This window comes from Poseidonibacter antarcticus (genome assembly GCF_003667345.1).
Lineage (GTDB): Bacteria > Campylobacterota > Campylobacteria > Campylobacterales > Arcobacteraceae > Poseidonibacter > Poseidonibacter antarcticus.
Window position 1 is genome coordinate 78,790 of sequence record NZ_RCWF01000002.1, and the last position, 19,289, is coordinate 98,078.

Sequence of the window (19,289 nt, forward strand, 5' to 3'; positions counted from 1 at the left end):
GTAATAAAGCTTTTAAAGCTTTATTACTTTAGCACCAAAACCACCTTGTGATGGATGTGCGTCTGTATATCCTACAACTCTTGGATGTGTATCTAGAAACTGTTTAACAGCATATGATAATTTTCCTGTACCAATTCCATGATAAACTAAAACTTCATCAAAACCTGCTATTAGGGCATCTGATAGAAATTTATCTAGATTTCCAATAGCTTCATCGCTTCTTTGTCCATGTAAATCAAGTTTTACATGACCTGATGATGGTTTTTGAATTGTTACTGTTGCTTTTATAGGTTTTTTTTTTAGTTTTGGTGGGTTTCCTGATTTATGTAAATCATTTAATTTTACTTGAACTTTCATTCCCATATCATTTTCAATAAATGCTTTTGTACCTTTTATAGAAACTAATGTACCTTTTGTACTTCTATATTTTACTCTATCACCTATTTTAAGCTCAACTGGATCTTGAACTTTTGTAGTTTTAATTTCACTGGCTTTTTTATGTGCAATATTTAAATGCTGATGAGATTCTCCTACTAATTTTGCTTTAATAGCTTTTTTAGCTTCATCTCTAGCATCTTTATATTCTTTGTGTAGTTTCGATTTTTCTGAATAAATATGCTCATCAAGTGTTTCTTTTTGCTCTTCTAAATTTTTTGATAATTTTTCCATTTTAGAAATTTCACCATTTAATTTTTCAATTTTTAGCTTATATTCTTTTTCAAGTTCACTACTTCGCTCTATTAATTCATTTAATTTATCTTTATCATCACCATAAACTTCTTTTGCTTTTTTAACTACATTATTTGGAATTCCATATCTTGAAGCTGTTTCAAAAGCATAAGATCTTCCAATAGTTCCTTGTAAAAATTCATAAGTTGGTTTTCTATTTGCTTCATCATAAAGTGCAGCTATTAATTCTACTTCATCATTTGAAGCCATAAGTGCGGCTAATCTTTTATGGTGAGTTGTGATAATAATCTTTATATCTTTTTTTATTAATTCTTCAATTATTACTTTAAATAATGAAGCTGCTTCATCTGAATCTGTTCCTAATTCAATTTCATCAACTCCAACTATTGCATTTTTACTTGTGAAAAGTTTTGAGAACTCTTGCATTCTTCCTGCAAATGTAGAAATATCATTTTTTACACTTTGAGGATCATCTAAAACTGCATTTATTGATTTAAAATTTCCTATAGTTGTATCATGATGAGCTTTATAAGGGATTAGATATTTTGAAAGAAATACTGCTGATAAAATAGATTTTAACATCATAGTTTTACCACCCGCATTTACCCCTGTAATCATTACAACAGATTTTGTAAAATTAACACTTATAGGTTTTGGGTCATGAAGTGCAGGATGACAAAAATCAACCAATTTATTTACATTTTTTTTACTAGGAATTATAAAGTTTTTATCACTTACTTTTGCAAAGAATAATCTAGCTTGATAATGATCAAATCTATCAAACTCTTTGTTTATAAATTTTAGAAACATTAAGTTCTTTTCAAATAAAGAAGATATTTGCTTACATATTTTTAAAAGAATTTCTTCTTGTTTATTTAATAAATCATTCTGTTTTTGTTTTAATGCACTTACACTATGTGGAAGTACATAAAAAAATCCAGAGTTTGATCTATCAATTACAGAAGCTTTTAATATATGATTAAAGCCACCTCTTACAAGTAATGACTCTTCCCCATTTATATAATGAACTTGTGAATCAACAAGGTAAGATCTAACTTTTTGATTATTGATAATTTTGTATAAACTTTGTTTTATTTGCTCTTTATTAGCAGTTATTGAAGCTTTGATTGAATCAAATTCTTCATTAATTCCATTTTTTAATTTTGATCTATCATCAAAATAATCACAAATAGCCATAATTTCATCAGGAATAATAATCTTATCTATCCATTCTTGAAGTTTTCCATCAAAATTAAATCTTTTTAAATATGTAAAATATTTAATTATCTTTGTAAATTCAATAATATCATCAATTTTTAAGACACCCTGCTTTTGGATATGCATCAAAGCTGTATCCAAGTTGGCAACATCATTTGGTGCTTTTACATCAAATTTTTCTAATTCTTTTATTAACTTATGATGAAGATTAATATCACCTTCTAAGATAATAGACTTTTGTCTTGCTAAGTATTTTGAGAATGACTCTATATAGTCATGTAAATCTAGTTTTTTTAATATTTCTTGCATAGTGCGAATTATATCTAAATGCTCTTAATATATTTCAATCTATTTAAGCTATTTATTTATTTTTACTGATATTATTTATTTAACTTATAAATAAGGCCAACTCTATGACAATGGAAACAATAATTACCTTTGCTAGTATTTCAATACTTTTAGTTATATCACCAGGACCCAATGGTGTACTTTTTCTAAAAACTGTTCCTCTATATGGTAAAAAATGTGCAATGAGTAATCTTTTTGGAATTTTTATAGCAACCTATGTTCACGGTGCTTTATCATTTTTTGGTTTATCTGCAATTGTACTTTCTTCTTCAAATTTATTTATGCTTGTAAAAGTTACAGGAGCATTGTATTTATTATATTTAGGTCTTAAATCTTTATATTCACTATTTAAAAAAGAAAATAAATTAGAGAATAAATTAAATAAACCTATAAAAAAAGATAAAAAGAAAACTTATAAAATATTTTTTCTTGAAGGCTTTTTAACTCAGATTCTAAATCCAAAAGTATCTATGTTTTATTTAGCTGCACTTCCTCAACTTATTAATTTTAAAACAGCCAATACAATAGATATTTTTACTTTGGTATCTATACATACTTTTACTATACTTATATGGTTTACTGCTTTTATATTTTTATTAGGGAAAGGATCAAAAGCTTTTCAATCAGTATTTATAAAAAAGAGTATTCAAGGTTTAACAGGAGTTGCTTTTGTATATTTAAGCTATAAGATTTTATCTATTGAATCAAGTACAAAATAAGAAGATTCCTTATAATAAAGAGTCTTCCTTTAGTTTTTATATAAAATATTGCCAGTAAACTAAGGCAATAGCAGTAATAGCAATAATACCAATAATATTAAATACTACACCAAATTTTGCCATTTGTTTTACTTTTATAGCACCACTACTCATTGCAATTGCATTTGGTGGTGTTGCAATTGGCAGCATAAATGCATAAGAAGCACAAATCGTTGCAATCATCAATAATAAAGTCATATCCATATGTGTAGCTTCACCTAATGAATAAATAATAGGAAGCGCAATTGAAATAAGAGCTGTATTTGATGTAATCTCTGTTGTAAATGTAATAATTGCAGCAACCATTAAAATCAATACAACAACAGGTAAATCAGTTAAAGAAAGCATATAATTTGCTACTTCATTTGCTAAACCTGTATTTGAAAATGCTTTTGCAATTGTAAAACCAGCACCAAATAAGAAGATAATTTCATAAGGAATATTTTTTGCATCTTCCCATGTAATAAATCCTATTTTTGGAACAAACATTAAAAGTCCAAAACCTAATAATATTGCAGTCTCATTAAGACCTAATCCTGAATAATAAGGCTCGATTTTTGAGTTTACTAATAAAAGTGTAATTAATCCTAATAAGATATATACTAATCTTTTTTGATCAGGTAATAACTTTTCTTTTAAGTCAAGTTTATTATCAAGTTTTATATCACTTAATCCTAAAGATAAAACCCATGGAATTAAAATCAGCATAACAATAGCTAATGGTCCTGTTAATAAAATCCATTGAATAAATGCAATTGGTTCAATGGAATGTTGTTCCATAAATCCCATAAGAATCAAGTTAGGAGGTGTTCCAATTGGTGTAATAATCCCACCAATACTACATCCATAAGCAATAGCTAAAGCTAATCTTGCTTTGAATTTTATATTATCAGTTAAAAATATAGCAATTGGAATTAAAAGCAATGCCGATGTAGAGTTTGATAATATCGAACTTAACAATGCAGCTGTAATTGCTAATGAAAAAATCATTCCTCGAGGAGTTGAAGGGAAAATCATTAATAATTTATTTGAAATATATTTATGTAAATTGATTTTTTGTGTTGCAATAGCAATCATAAAACCACCCATAAAAAGAAAAATTGTCGTATTTGAATAATTTGCAGTTGTAGTTTTAATATCCAAAATCCCAAATGCAGGGAAAAGTACAATAGGAAGTAACGAAACAACACCAATTGGTAAAGCTTCGTTTGTCCACATTACAACAAGTAGAGCAATTAATGCAATCAAAATAGAATGTTGTGTATTAAAAAACATACTTGCAAGGAAAAAAAATCCTGCAGATATAACTAATGAAATAAATATATTTTTCATAGTCAATCCTTACTTTTTCTTTGGTCTAAAAGGCTTGATTACTTCTTCATTACAAACTAAGAAAGGACCCTCCATTAAATCAATACAATAAGGAATAGCAGGAAAAACTGCATCCAAACATTCTCTAATAGATTTTGGTTTTCCAGGAAGATTTACAATAAGTGAACTTCCTCTTAATCCTGCTGTTTGTCTTGAAAGAATTGCAGTTGGTACAAATTTTAAAGACTCAGCACGCATTAACTCACCAAAACCTGGCATCATTCTATCGCATACTGCCTCAGTAGCTTCTGGAGTTACATCACGTGCAGAAGGACCTGTCCCTCCTGTTGTTACAACTAAACAACAACCTTCATTGTCAACTAAATCTTTCATTGTTTCCTCAAGAGTTTGTTGGTCATCTTCAACACATCTATAAACTTCTTCCCAAGGAGATGTTAAATAATCATTCATTGTATCAATAATTGCACGACCAGATAAATCTTCATAAATACCTTTACTAGCCCTATCACTAGCTGTAATTATTCCAATTCTCGCTTTTTTTTCATTCACTGTAATTCCTTAATATATTAAATTTTATTTATTTAAAATATGTCCAACGTCTTTTATATAATAAACTGTTGCATATTTAGTAAAAAATTCTTTTGCTTTTAACGATTCGATAATTTTATCTTTTGAACCTAAAAAGACTTCAATCTTAGTCCCCTTAAGCAGCAAAGCATTAAGCTTTTCTTCACTCCATTCATAATTTAGTAATTCATCTAGTTCTTCGTATTTTCCTAATTTAAAATATTTAGTACAATCAATATTACTAGGATAAGTAATATTATTTAAGAAATTATTGCAATAAGCCATTTCATCTTTTTTGAAAAACATTAATTGCATTCTTTTAAATTTTTTATCTTTAGTTTGGAAAAAAGCAGGAGAGAAGAGTTGAAGTTTATCAACTCTTTGATTTGAATTTAGTACTTCTTCAAAAGCTTTTATAGCTCCATGTGAAAAACCTGATATTGTAAAATCATTTTTTATAATATATTCAGAAAAAAGTTCTTCTTCATTTTCTAAAGAAAAACCTGAAAAATAATTTTTAGATATCATCAGATGTAATAACCTCATTTTTAAGCATTATCTCTTTTAATCTAGTTATCTCATCAGCATTGTGTGATAATTCAGCTCTCAAATCATTTTTAATATTATTTAATAATTCATCAACAGAATTTGACATTTTATATTTATTTACTATTTCATTTGCAATTTTATCTGCACTCTCTAAATCTTTATGATTTATTGCATATTTTTCTTTTTTCATCACTTCTACACCAATAAAACCAGCTAAATCTCTTCTAATATTTTCACATAATTCATGATAAGAAGGATATGTAGCATTAATTTTTTCAACACTTTCATCAAATAAAGCTACTTTATTCTTTGAAACAAATGCTTTTGATGCTTGATAAATAGATAAAATCTCTTTTTGTTTTTCATCTAATATCTTAATTTGTTTTTTCCCAAACTGAAGTTTATTCTTTGCTATTTCAATATCGTCACTATCTAATATTTTTGAGTTTCTTTTTATCATATTTAATAAAGCTTCATTAATTAATGTAGCTAAGGCAGCAGAACTAAAACCTGAAGTATCAATTGATAGTTGCTCGATATTTATTTCATGATTTTTTTCATTTAGATATAATTCTAAAATCTTTTTTCTATCTTCAATATTAGGAAGTCCAACATGAACTCGTCTATCAAATCTTCCTGCTCTTAAAAGTGCTTCGTCTAATACTTCAACTTTATTAGTTGCAGCAATTACAATAACACCACTATCACCTTCAAAACCATCCATTTGAGTTAGTAATTCATTTAAAGTAGATTCTCTCTCATCATTGGAAGTTCCACTTCTTTTTTTACCAACTGCATCAATTTCATCTATAAAAACAATAGCAGGAGCACTTTGTTTTGCTTTTGCAAATAGTTCTCTAACTTTCTTTGCACCCATTCCTACGTATATTTGTACAAATGATGCACCACTTTGATAGAAAAAAGGAACATCAGCTTCACCTGCAACTGCACGTGCAATTAATGTTTTTCCAACTCCTGGAGGTCCAATTAAAAGAACACCTTTTGGTAATTTTACACCATATTTTAAGTACTTTTTGGGTTCATTTAAAAAATCTACTACTTCTTCAAGTTCTTCTTTGATTTCTTTTATTCCAGCAACATCTTTAAAAGTTACATTCGAAGTTACTGCTTGAATATTTGTGTTTAAATCTTCATTTGAAGCATTTGCTTTTGATTCTTCTAATTGAGAACTAAATGATTTAATTTTTTTATTTTTATTAAAATACTCTTTTAATTTATCTTGTTTTAACTTTATTACTAAAGCTACAAAAAGTAAAATAAATAAAAATCCTATTCCTAAATAATATGAACTTCCCTCTATATGAGAGCCGCCTTTATAAAGTGTATATAAAAAAAGAATTAATAAAACCATGGCAGAAATTGCCATTAGTTTAAAATTCTTATCTAATATTTTATTATCTGAATTTTGCGACATTATTTTTAGCCTTTACATCATAATCATCAATAAATATCCAATCGCCTACTAAATCAACAGTAGAATCAATTTCAATATGATTAAAATGTTGATCTAAACCTATGTATTTCCCATTTTTTTCTTGTTCTATTAATATTTCTAAAGTTTTATTATTGTTTTTTCTAAAATTATAATTTTTTTCTTCAATAATTTTAGTTAATTCGTTATAACGTAATTTTGCAATATTACCACGAACTTCAGGTTTCATAGTTGCACTTGGTGTTCCATCTCTTTTTGAATATGTAAATGCATGTACATGTGTAAGAGGGAATTTATGAAGATTTTCCATAGCTTCTTTCCATAATTCTTCAGTTTCACCTGGGTGTCCTACAATAAAGTCAGTTCCTAAAGCATAGCCATTTTCACTTAAAAATTCAAAAAGCTCTAAATCTGATAAAACTTTATTTCTTCTATTCATAATTTTTAGCATATCTTTTGAAGTATGTTGAAGTGCAATATGTAGATGCTTTGCCATAAATGGTTCATTTACCAATTCTTTAAATTCATCATCAATTTGAATAGGCTCAATACTTCCCATTCTAATTCTTCTAACACCTTTGATTTGTGACATTTTCTTTAAAAGTTTTGCTAATGAAGTATGCTGTTTTTTTCCATAAGAACCTACATTTGTTCCTGTTAAAATAAATTCACCAAATCCATTTGATGCTAAAGTTTCAACTTGTTCTAATATTTTTTCTTCACTATAAGATCTTGCATCTCCACGTACGTGAGGAATAATACAATATGAACATCTAAAATCACAACCTTCTTGAATTTTGATAAAAGCTCTACTTTTACCTATAAATTCTTCTACGATTGTATTATCAAGATGTTCTAAATCACCAGCTTGGAAAAATCTATCTTCTTGTTGTAAAAGTTCATTTATTTTTTCTTTTTCTGAATGTCCAAATAAAGCATCAACTTTTTCTTCTTTAAATAAACTCTCACCTTTTGTCCATACTCCACACCCTGTAAATACAACTCTTGGATCTTTTGGAAGTTTCTTTAAAGAATTTATATAACCACGAGCTGTACTATCAGCACCATTTGTAACAGTACATGAGTTAATAACTACAACATCTGCATCTTTTTCATTTTGTGTAACATCAAAATCTTTTAAGTTACTCATCATAACTTGTGTATCAAAAACATTTGTTCTACATCCAAATGTTTTAAAATATACTTTTTGTTTATCTTTAGTAAAATTCATGTATTTTCTTAACCCTCTATATCTTCTAAGTCTTCTGGTTTTGGTCTATTTGAACGTGATGGACCATAATGATTTTCCGTATTATTCATATTAATTTGTTGAGTAGGATATGCAATATGAATATCATCTTCTTTCATAAATGCTTCTAATATCTCTGGACTCATAGTACTTCTTAATTGTAAAGCTGCATAAGAATTTGTAAGATACCATCCTGAAATTACAATTCCATACGATTCAACAAAAGTGAATACACGTGGTTCAACTCCTGTTGCTCTAAGTTGATATTTACTTCTCATTTTGCTTAACTGTTTTCTTGTAATATCTGTATAACCTTTTGAATAATGCTTTAAAATATCTCTTGAAATTTTTTGTGCTTTTTTATAATTTGAATCAAAAGTAATAGTAATATCAATACCATCCCAAACAGTTCTAAGTCCTGAATGTGTATAGTTTGCAATCATTTCAGAGAATATATAATTATTTGGAATAAAGAAAATACGACCTGTTCTTCTATTTACTGTATATGAAGTATAAGTAATATCTTCTCTAATTGTGATTTTAAATAGTGAAATATCTAAAACATCACCAACAGCTTGAACACCACTTCTACTTACTTTAATTCTATCACCAACTTGTATAGAACCAGATGTAACCATTACCATCCATCCAAATATAGACATAAACCAATCTTTTAAAGCAATAGCAATACCAGCTGATGCAAACCCTAAAATTGTTACAAGATATGAAACATTATCAATATACGAAAACATTAAAATCATCACAATTAAAAATACAACTGTAAAGTTAATAATTTTATTTGTCATATAGTAACTCTCATTTTGTGAGAAGTATTTTTTAAGTGCAAGTTTTACTAAAAATGAAACGAATGCTAAAACTAAAAGTATTATAAATATAAAAAGAACTTTTTCAACTTGTTGTGATATTTGATTTTTAATCTCTAAAATTACTTGTTCGATTTTTCTTGTATAAACTTCTTCTGTAGTTGATACAATTTCTAAAACCATATTAAAATCTTTTTTCTGCTTATCTAGAAAAGTAATCTTTTCTTTATAATCACTTCTTTGTTCTAAATTAAATAGTTCTAAATATAAAAAGAGTTCTTCGTCTAACTTAATTGTTAAATCACTAATATCTTCTTCTCTATTTTTAAATTGGTTTTTACTATCTTCTAACTTTTTAATTTGAGAAAGTGCATTTATAATACCAAAAGGATTTGATATATGATCATAAGCTTCAATTTCTGGAGGATTAATAAAGCCACCAATTGGTGATCCCTTATACTCTTCTATTAATTCAAGTTCATTTTCTTTTACTCTTATTTTATTATGAAGTTGGTATACCTGCTCTTCTTCTGCATTTTTCTTATTTGTTAAACTTCTCTTTAAAATAGCTAGTTCTGTAGATATTTTTCTATATGAAAGATAATTAGAATATCTTTTTAAAAGAATATTATTTTTTAATCCTAATTCAATTTTTTTAATCTTTTCAAGTAAACTTTCAATTTTTGCAAGATTTTGAATATTAATCTCTTTTTTTTTCTTTTCTTCTAACTCTTTTTTTTCTTTTTCTTTTAATTCAATTTGTGCTTCATTGAATTTTTCTTTTATTATATTTTGTTCGATTTTTTTAACTTCTGCTTTATCTTTTTTATCAACAACTTCACTTTCGGCAAAAACTGTAATTGTAAAAATAAATATTAATAATAAATTTTTAAGCACAAGTAAAACCCTCTAAAACTTCAATCATATCTTTTTTATCCACTTCATTTGTGATTAAACAATCACCAATACCACGTGCTAATATAAATTTGATTTTATTATCCAAAGATTTCTTATCTAAAAAGAAATGCTCATAAAAGTCTTCAACATTTTTAATATTATAACTTGTTGGAATATTATACTTTTCAAGTAATTTTTTAACCCTTAAAGCATCATCTTCGCTCATTAAGCCTAACTTAACAGATGCAGCATTTGCCATCATCATACCAATTGCCACAGCTTCACCGTGTAAATAAGTATTATAATTTGTTTCATTTTCAACAACATGCCCAAAAGTATGTCCATAATTTAACGCAGCTCTAATACCGTGTTCTTTTTCATCTTGTGAAACTACATAAGCTTTTGTTTCTACAGATTTTTGAATCGCTATTTTTAAATTAGCTTCATCTGTAATATCATTTTGTTCTAACCATTCAAAGAAGTCTTTATTAAAAGTAACAGCCATTTTAACGATTTCAGCTACTCCTGCTCCAAATTCTCTTTTTGGAAGAGTTTTTAACATTGAAGGATCAATATAAACTGCAATTGGTTGGTGAAAAGCACCAATTAAGTTTTTTCCAAACTTATTGTTAATACCAGTTTTTCCACCAACACTTGCATCAACTTGTGATAAAAGTGTAGTTGGAATTTGAATAAAATCAATACCTCTTTGGTAAATAGAAGCAGCGAATCCAGTCATATCACCAATAACACCACCACCAAAAGCAACAAGTAATGATTTTCTATCTAGTCTTTTAGTAAAACAGTGTTCTAAAATAGATTCTATTGTTTCCATATGCTTATATTGTTCACCATCAGGAATAGTACAAACACTAAGTTCTTTTGCATTAAGCTTAGTTTTTAAGTACTCTAAGTGGAAACCACTAACAGTTGGGTTAGTAACAATTACGACTTTTGTATCGAAATAAAGTTCGTTCAGTTTATCTATAAAAATATCATAAGAATTATCGTGGGGTAAATTAATTTTAACAGTCATTTTAAATATATCCATATTGTTTAGTATAAGTGTAGTTATATTATCTAAAATTTAATAAAAAAGCTTTGAAGAATATTATATTTAATACTCTATTTAAACTTAGTAGAAAATTTTGTCTTTTTCTACTATTATTTTACTAATAATAGAAAAAAACAAATCAAAAATTATCCGATGAATTTTCCATTTTTTAATCTTTGAGCATCCATTATTTCAATCTCTCTTGCACCTGAGATTACAATTTTAGGATCTACACTATAATCAATATCTGCATCCCTATCTTTATAATCAACAGAATTTAATATAACTTTTAAAGCTTCTAATCTAGCTTTTTGTTTATCATTTGAACGAATTACTGTCCATGGAGCATTGTGTGAATGAGTTTGTTTTAACATATTATATTTTGTTAAAGTAAAATCATCCCATCTTTCTTGAGCTTGCATATCAATTTCACTTAATTTCCATTGTCTTAAAGGATCTGTTTTTCTTCTCTCAAATCTATTAGCTTGTTCATCTTTTGTAACTGAGAAATATAACTTAACAATTATTGTACCTTGTGTTGTTAAATCATTTTCAAAAAAAGTAACACTATTCATAAAATCTGAATACTCTTTTTCTGTACAAAAATCAAAAACGTGTTCAACCATAGCTCTGTTATACCAAGATCTATCAAAAAGAACTACTTCTCCACCTCTTGGAAAATGCTCAATATACTTTTGATAATACCATTGAGTTTTTTGCTCTTGTGTTGGTTTACCAAGTGCTACAACTCTATAATGTTTTTCATTCATATATCTTGTTATTCTTCTGATTGTTCCACCTTTTCCAGCAGCATCTCTACCTTCAAAAAGAATAATCATCTTTTGTTGAGTATCTTCTAAATGTTTTTGAAGTTTAATTAATTCAGCTTGATAAGGCTTAAGTGCTTTTTCAGCCTCTCTTTTACTTGATATCTTTAAACTTTTTTCTTCTAAGTTCTTATAGTTTTTATAGATACTAACTAATTCATCTAAAGATACTTCATCTTCATCAATTTTTACAATTTTATCAACCATTTTATCTCCAATATAAAAAATATACTATACTTTACTCCATAGAATAAATATAATTTTAACATAACTGTACCTATTATTAAATTAGAAAGATTTTATATAAAAATAATTACTATTTAGTTACAGATAATCTTAATTAAAAATAAATAATTAATCCAATGATTTATATAGTTTTCCAAGTTTCTCTGAAATTCTACAAAGAAGTTTTATTTCAAGGCACGTAAAACTTTATATTCTTCTAAAGCATAATCATCGGTCATACCGCTAATATAATCAATAATAAGTCTAACACGATGATACCACTCTAAAATTTCATATGATTTTACATCTTCATTATTTAGTTCTTTTATGTTATTTTTATATGCGACAATTTGCTTTGGAGAAATTCTTCTTAATAATCTCATAGAAATAAAACAATCAATTTCTTCATCTCTTAATAATTTTTCAAAATCTTTTATATCCAAATCTAAAAGTGGTTTATAATTTGTAAATAATCCATTTATTATTGCATAACATTTAAGTTCCAATGTTTGAATGTGTTTGTTTTGATAAATATATTTCATTGATATATTTTGTAAAATTTTTATTGCTTTGTAATATTTACTTTCTTTATCAAATTCAAGCAAAGCATAGTTAAATTCTCCATTAAATATTTTTTCATGATTATCTATAAAAATGTCCACAACATGATAAACTAAAGAAGATACAATCTTTGCTCGAACTAGCGTAAAGAACATATTAAACTGATATGGTTCTTCATCTTCTTTTGCTTTTTCATACCTATCTTGAATAACTTCTAAAAGATAATGTTCATCCTCTTTCTCACACTCTTGTTTTATAAGATTATAAACATCATCTAATGATAAAATTCCTTTTTCAACTGAATCTTCTAAATCAGCAGTAAGATATGAAATATCATCAGCAGCTTCCATAATATAAGTTATTGGAAATCTACATCCTTCTTTTACTTCTAAAGTTTCTTGAATTTTTTCTATGAAATTCTTTTCACTATAGTAATAACCTGGCTTTTTCTTTAGATAATCAAACTTTTCGCCTTGTTTAGGTTTATCCTCAAAAGCGCCTCTTGTATATTTTAAAACAGATAATATTTGAGTATACGATAGATTTAGTCTTTGTAATTTTGAGATAACTCTTATAGCTTGTGCGTTTCCATCATAATTACAAATATCTTTTTTGATTAATTCTTTTAAATTTATATGTTCTTTTGTAATTGTTTCAAAACTATCTAATTTTGCAATCAAGTTTTTTGAAATCCAATCATTTATAGTTTGCTCAGCAAAATGTCCAAAAGGTGGGTTTCCTATATCATGAAGTAAGCTTGTCATTTCAGCAGTTGAAACAAAAGCGTTTTCTAAACCTTCTAATTTATAAAAATCTAAACCTTTTTTCTCCTTTAATTTAGAAAGAATAGTTTTAGATATAAAACGGGCATTTTGAGAAACTTCTAAAGAATGAGTTAAACGAGTACGAATAGAAGCATTTAATTCTAATGCAAAAACTTGAGTACGCTTTTGCAATCTTCTAAAAGCAGGAGAAGACAAAATTCTTCCCCTATCACTTTCAACTGAGGCATCAATATTTTTTGAAGGATAAAACTCTCTATCTACTGTAATTTTTTTATTATAATCTATCATTTGATTATGTTCCTTTAATATACATTCTATTAGAGTCTTTATTTTATCTTTTTCGAATTTATATGTAAAGATATAAAATTATTATTCTTAAGCTATTTTTTTAATAACCATGCATTAAATTGTTCATTTAATTCAGTACCATAATCAGACCAAAAAGCACTGTTAACTTTAAAACCTTCATCTAAATGGGCCGTTGGAAGATTTTGCTGTGCTTCTTTATCTACTAAATTAGTTGAAGATTTTCTTGTTGGTCCATAATTAATATCTTTTACTCCAGATAATGGTACTGTTGAAGTAGCATAAGCTATAAATTTCTTTGATAATTCTAATTTTTTTGTTCCTTTAACTATGGCCCAACCATCTAAATCAAATCCTTGTGCATCCCAAACAACATTAAATTTCGTAAATCTACCATTAGGTGCTTGAGACATAATTACTGATCCATCATTTAATAATTGAGGTGATTGCGACCATGAATCAAACCAAATAACTGAGTCTTTAATTGTATCAAGTTTTGCAAATGCTCTTTTAACACCTTCTTGTGTTTCTAGAACATCATAAACATCTTTAGCCGCTACGCCATCAGCTATTAATGCCCATTCCATATTTATTTGTGCTCTCTTGTTCAAACCTCTTTTACCTGGTATCTTTTTTGTATCAAATAAATCATTTATTGTTTTAGGTTTAATATCACCTATAAATTTGTCGTTATAAGCAAATACAGCAGACCAAAAAGTAATTCCCACAGCACACTCACTTGATAATGCTAAAGGATAAAAATCATTTTTTGCACTAACTCCATCATCCCCTTTTGGTAAAAACTCTGGATCAATTATTTCTAAAAGATTTTCATTACAAGCTTTTTCTAAATCAATATAATCAATATCGATAACATCCCATTTAACATTACCTGAATCTACTTGTGCTTTTATCTCAGCTGTTCCACCTTTATAGTCATCAGTTAAAATATTTATACCTGTTTTTTTCATAAAAGGTTCAATCATATGTTCTTTCTGGATTTTACTATAATCCCCACCAAACCCCATAACTGTTAAACTCTCTGATGCAAAGCTTGATATGTTTAAAGATGCTATTAAAGATGCTATTAATACTGTTTTCTTCATTTTAGTTTCTCCTAAATAAAATTTGAAACACGTTAAGAGGTATTAACCTCCCGGGCTTTTATCCCTCCGTGTAACTCTATTTAAGAGTCGATTGCTCTTGGACCAGACAACTTATAAATAAGTTCGGAACCCTAGCTACCATTTGTAGTTATTTTAAATGAGGTAAATACCTCTGATATGTTTCGTTAAATTAATACTATATAATATAACTAATAATAAATAACTAAAGTGTATATAAAATAAACAATATCTATTTTTCTAAATTATTACCAATCATCCATCGCATCTTTTGTATCAATTAATGTAAGTTCTACATCATTTGAGCTTTCTCTTGTTCCCATATATATTCTAGGATATGCTTCAATTATATCATCATCATTTGCAGCTGTTCCATTTATAAAGACGAATTCTAGGTGTTTTGCATACTTCATTAATTCTGTAAAGTAATCTGCTGATATTTGTCCTATTTCATCTATAATACAATGATATCTTGTGTGTTCATTATTTGCAAATTTATTTGTTACCATTCTAAGTAATGTAATATATATAATAGCTTTTATCATAATAGATGTTCCATTACTTCCTACACTATCGAGTGTTGCTATTCCTTTTGTAACTTGTGCATTTTCACTTACATCAAATGTTAAAGTACTTATATCCGAAACTGTTATATTTTTCTTAAAAGTTTTATCTAATATGATTTGTAAATCTTGTGCTATATTAATAAGTTCATCTTTTACTTGTTCTGATCTATCAGAATTTTCATAACCAATTAGCATATTAGCACTTAACATATCTCCAATACTTTCGATTTTACTTACTATTTCATCTTTTCCTGTATCTTTAAAACTAAGTCTTATATAATCTATTACAGAAATTTTATCAATACCATCACTAATTGTTCTATTTATTTTATTTACATCTTTTACAATACTTTGGAAAGTCCCTTTGATATGTGATATTTTACTTACTGCATCATTTATAGCTTCTATTAGTCTATGAAGTTGTAAACTTGTTCCTTCAATATCAAATTTTGTTTTTATAAAATCTATATATGATTTTGCTATTAAAATATACTGTTCTATATTCTCTTCAAAAATATTTAAATCTGATTTTGTTTTTAATTTCATCATATTTTCAGAAGGAATACCATCAATTATTTTTCCTGTTTCAAGGATTATAATCTTTTCTTTTTCATTTTGTTGAACTTTTAGTGTTTCGTATCTTTCAAATACTCTTATATATTTTTTACTATCAAGTAAAGATACTATTTCTTTTTCATCATATTCTTCATAATTATTATTTGCATTTATTTCAACTTGCAATATTTGTTCTTTAAAAGTCTCAAAAGAATCTGAATGATTTTTAAAAATAATTATATTTTTTTCTATTTCAATTAATTTATCTTCAATTAAATGAATTGATTCATCAAAATAATCTTTATCACTATTTCTTTGTTTTTTAATTGTTAGAGCTTGTTCTTTTAGTGAATTAATAGCATTATAGTTCGGTAATACTTCATCTTTATATCTTAAAACTAATGATTTATTATCTTTAATACTTTTTAATGTTTTATTCAATTGATTAATAGCTTTTTGTAATGATTCAAGTTCTGTTATATCAATATTTTCACTTTGCTTAATTGTATTGTATGTATTGTGGATTCTTGAATCTGAGTCTTCTATAAGTTTTTTATATTTTTTATTTATTCCAATAATTTCTTGTTTACAAGTATTTAATTGTGCATTTAAATTACTTTCTTTATCATTATATTCTTTGTCAATTTTAGCAATAAAATCAGCTTTGTTTTTTCTTATGATAGAAATATAATCTTTAACTTGTATTAATTGTATTTTATATTTTTCAAGATTACTCTTTTTTTCTTGTATATTTTTTTCTAATTCTTCTTTTAAAAGTTTAGTTTCATCTTCTAATCTTTTTGTTTCATTGATTATTTTTATCTCATTATCTTTGATTTTTGGAGATAAGATATATAATTCTCTTGATTTTTCTTTTATTAATCTTTGATATTTATTTGATGATGATTTTAAATTGTCCTCAAGATTTTTGAATTTGATATTGTGTTTTATTATTATTTCATCGAGATCTTTTTGTAAATTTGCTTTAGAATTTTCAAGTGTACTAATATCATATTTACTAGCCAAAGAATCAATATCACCATTAATTCTTAAACCATAAAAAGAATCATCTTTGTTTTCAAAACTATTTTCAAGTGAAAAATCAAGATGTTTTTCTTCAAATAATATCTCATCACTTGCAATAGCAAGTATTTTTGTTTTATTTGGAACATTATTTTTATTTAAGAAACCAAATAAATTATTCTTCCCAATATCTAGTTTTTGATTTATGCTATCAATTTTTGATTTAATTACATCTTTTTTCTTTGTATATTCATCTACTTCATTTTGTATTTTTTTATTATAATCATCAAAATTAATATCTCTTTGTTTTTCAAGTTCATTTTTTTCATTTGTTAAGCTTTTGAGCTCTTGACTTATAGTATTTTGTAAGTTTTTTAATCTTTGTAATTCTTCTTTAATTCTATTTGTTGAAGTACTTTGTAAAGCTTGTTGTGGTAATAAAGCAAGCGTTATTTCTTCTTTAGATACTTTTTTATCTAAATCATTATATTCTGCTGTTTTACTTTCAAGAGTATCATCCAATGATAATAAAGCAGTTTTAATCTCAATATCTTTATCTTTTGATAATTGTAAAAGCTTAGAATTTATAAGGTCTTTTTTGTTTTCTAATTCTCTTTTTTCATCTTCTTTTTTATCATTTATACTAACTCTTGCTTTTTGCTTTTCATACTCTTCTTTTGTTTCTAACTCTTTTATACTACTTGATATAGAGTCTACTTTTATATTTAATTCATTTAAATTTATTTCGTAAGTATTCTCTTTATCTTGCTCACTTATTAGATGCTCAATTCTGTATTTTTGAGTAAAATCATTATATGTTTTTTCATTTACTTTGATAATATTGTTTAACTCAGCTATTTGTGTATTGTAATTAGTTGATTTATTCTTCCATTCACTTTGTAAAATATTTTTTTGTTCATTTTGTATTTTTTGTTGAGCTATAAAATCAACTTGTTTATCATCTATTACTTTTTTGATTTTATTCGTATTATATGCGATTGTTTCTAATTGAGTTTTAGTATTATTTATCTCATCGCATAAAGCTTTATATGTAATAATTGTTTCATCAAGGTTTAAAATTCTATCTCTTCTGTCTTTTATTAACTCAAAATGAGATACGTTTAGAAGCGCATCTGAAAGTTTAAATTTAAACTCTGAAATATCTAAAGAATACTCTTTCTCACCAATTAGTGAAATAAGCATATCTTTTATACCTCTATCTCTAACTGATGAGTTTGAATAAATATTAAATAAATATTTACCAAATATACTTGCAGATTCTTCACTATCATAAAAAGAAAAATCTAAATCAGGTTTATCTTTGTTTGGTAATAATCTATAACTTTTTTTACACATCATTTTTCTAAATGTTGCTACAGTTTCACTCTTGTAAAATGTCAAAAAGTTTTTTGAACAATTTGCAAGAATTTCTTTTAGATTTAAACTTCTATTATCTTCATCAAGATATAAAGTGCTTATATCTTCTTCAAAATTTTGAATATTTACAAAAACATGCTTTACTTTTCCCTCATCTTTACTTAAGATAATAAGATTTCTACCAATAACATTTTCATATACATAAATAAGATGTGAATAGCTACCTTCTAAATGCCAATCATAAAAACTAAGCTCTTTACTAAGAGGTCTAGTTTTATCTTTATCCATAGTATAAAAATAACATATTGCACTCATTACAGTTGTTTTTCCAACTCCAGAACTACCAAGTAAAAGAGTAAAATCATCTATAATAACTTTTTCATTAGGAAAATGTCCACTATTTATAAATCTTATTTCTTTTAATCCAAATGTACTACAGCTCATATTCAATTTCCTCAATGATATCTTCAATAAATTTAAATGACCGAAGAATCAAGAATTCCCCTGATCTATTACCTACACTTTGGGCAAAACCGTCATTTTTCAATCTAGTAATAATCGAATCAATTGCTTCACGGTTTGTTGAACGTTTTTTTAAAAAGCTCATTTTATCAGTCATTGTTTTTAATTCTATATCTTCGTTTAATCTACTTTCCATATTACTAGCACTATATGGACCACCATCTGCTGAGCTTATATTTGTATTTAAAAGTTTTAAAAATCTATATATTTCTATGTAATCAATATAAGCATTAACATAAGATTTAGGAATAGTTTCATAGCCTTCAATTATAAAAAAGAAAAAACCTTTATCACTTACAAGTGTATACCCTATAATAGAATAGTAAGTTCTTACATCTTGTGTATATTGTAGTATGAAATTATATGCTTCTTTGATTTTAAAATCACTGCTATTTTCATTAATAAATTTACCATTTACTCTACACTCTTCAATTACTTGAAAAATATCTTTATAATCTTCTAATTGTGCTAAATCCACT

At 26.3% G+C, this 19,289-nt stretch carries 14 protein-coding genes and 1 riboswitch; of the genes, 1 reads left to right on the top strand and 13 read right to left on the bottom strand.

Going from position 1 to position 19,289, the window contains the following annotated elements:
- Nucleotides 1-12: 12 nt before the first annotated feature.
- On the bottom strand, nt 13-2,217 hold the full coding sequence (locus D9T19_RS03075; RefSeq protein ID WP_121626749.1) for an endonuclease MutS2: 2,205 nt from the start codon (nt 2,215-2,217) through the stop codon (nt 13-15).
- A 104-nt stretch (nt 2,218-2,321) separates the two neighbouring features.
- Between D9T19_RS03075 and D9T19_RS03080 the strand changes: the two genes are divergently transcribed.
- Complete coding sequence (locus D9T19_RS03080; protein WP_121626750.1) at nt 2,322-2,975, top strand: LysE family translocator; 654 nt, start codon at nt 2,322-2,324, stop codon at nt 2,973-2,975.
- Nucleotides 2,976-3,011: 36 nt separating this feature from the next.
- On the opposite strand, the gene D9T19_RS03085 is transcribed toward D9T19_RS03080, so the two are convergent.
- The 12 genes from D9T19_RS03085 to D9T19_RS03140 all read right to left on the bottom strand — a co-directional run bounded on the left by D9T19_RS03085 (nt 3,012) and on the right by D9T19_RS03140 (nt 19,288).
- The gene (locus D9T19_RS03085) at nt 3,012-4,346 is read right to left on the bottom strand and encodes an SLC13 family permease (protein ID WP_121626751.1); all 1,335 of its coding nucleotides are present in this window, start codon (nt 4,344-4,346) and stop codon (nt 3,012-3,014) included.
- Nucleotides 4,347-4,355: 9 nt separating this feature from the next.
- Nucleotides 4,356-4,895, bottom strand: coding sequence for a molybdopterin adenylyltransferase (mog, locus tag D9T19_RS03090; RefSeq protein ID WP_121626752.1), 540 nt, complete (start codon nt 4,893-4,895; stop codon nt 4,356-4,358).
- A gap of 24 nt (nt 4,896-4,919) precedes the next feature.
- Nucleotides 4,920-5,441 carry a pimelyl-ACP methyl ester esterase BioV gene (bioV, locus tag D9T19_RS03095; protein ID WP_205588673.1) on the bottom strand — a complete coding sequence of 174 codons (522 nt, stop codon included), beginning with the start codon at nt 5,439-5,441 and terminating at the stop codon, nt 4,920-4,922.
- On the bottom strand, nt 5,431-6,897 hold the full coding sequence (locus tag D9T19_RS03100; RefSeq protein WP_121626753.1) for an AAA family ATPase: 1,467 nt from the start codon (nt 6,895-6,897) through the stop codon (nt 5,431-5,433). Before D9T19_RS03100 ends, bioV begins: the two co-directional genes overlap by 11 nt.
- Nucleotides 6,878-8,146 carry a tRNA (N(6)-L-threonylcarbamoyladenosine(37)-C(2))-methylthiotransferase MtaB gene (mtaB, locus tag D9T19_RS03105; protein ID WP_121626754.1) on the bottom strand — a complete coding sequence of 423 codons (1,269 nt, stop codon included), beginning with the start codon at nt 8,144-8,146 and terminating at the stop codon, nt 6,878-6,880. The genes D9T19_RS03100 and mtaB overlap by 20 nt, the downstream gene beginning before the upstream one ends.
- Before the next feature lie 8 nt (nt 8,147-8,154).
- Nucleotides 8,155-9,885: a mechanosensitive ion channel family protein gene (locus D9T19_RS03110; RefSeq protein ID WP_121626755.1), complete on the bottom strand. Its 1,731-nt coding sequence runs from the start codon at nt 9,883-9,885 to the stop codon at nt 8,155-8,157.
- On the bottom strand, nt 9,878-10,921 hold the full coding sequence (gene aroB / locus D9T19_RS03115; protein ID WP_121626756.1) for a 3-dehydroquinate synthase: 1,044 nt from the start codon (nt 10,919-10,921) through the stop codon (nt 9,878-9,880). Before aroB ends, D9T19_RS03110 begins: the two co-directional genes overlap by 8 nt.
- A gap of 164 nt (nt 10,922-11,085) precedes the next feature.
- The gene (ppk2, locus tag D9T19_RS03120; protein WP_121626757.1) at nt 11,086-11,973 is read right to left on the bottom strand and encodes a polyphosphate kinase 2; all 888 of its coding nucleotides are present in this window, start codon (nt 11,971-11,973) and stop codon (nt 11,086-11,088) included.
- 203 nt (nt 11,974-12,176) lie between these two features.
- Nucleotides 12,177-13,625, bottom strand: coding sequence for a dGTPase (gene dgt, locus D9T19_RS03125; protein WP_121626758.1), 1,449 nt, complete (start codon nt 13,623-13,625; stop codon nt 12,177-12,179).
- 92 nt (nt 13,626-13,717) lie between these two features.
- Nucleotides 13,718-14,749, bottom strand: a complete 1,032-nt coding sequence (locus tag D9T19_RS03130; protein WP_121626759.1) for an ABC transporter substrate-binding protein — start codon at nt 14,747-14,749, stop codon at nt 13,718-13,720.
- Nucleotides 14,750-14,794: 45 nt separating this feature from the next.
- Nucleotides 14,795-14,895: riboswitch (guanidine-I (ykkC/yxkD leader) on the bottom strand.
- A gap of 120 nt (nt 14,896-15,015) precedes the next feature.
- The gene (locus D9T19_RS03135) at nt 15,016-18,732 is read right to left on the bottom strand and encodes an ATP-binding protein (RefSeq protein ID WP_121626760.1); all 3,717 of its coding nucleotides are present in this window, start codon (nt 18,730-18,732) and stop codon (nt 15,016-15,018) included.
- The gene (locus D9T19_RS03140) at nt 18,722-19,288 is read right to left on the bottom strand and encodes a condensin complex protein MksE (RefSeq protein ID WP_121626761.1); all 567 of its coding nucleotides are present in this window, start codon (nt 19,286-19,288) and stop codon (nt 18,722-18,724) included. Before D9T19_RS03140 ends, D9T19_RS03135 begins: the two co-directional genes overlap by 11 nt.
- Nucleotide 19,289: the final 1 nt, after the last annotated feature.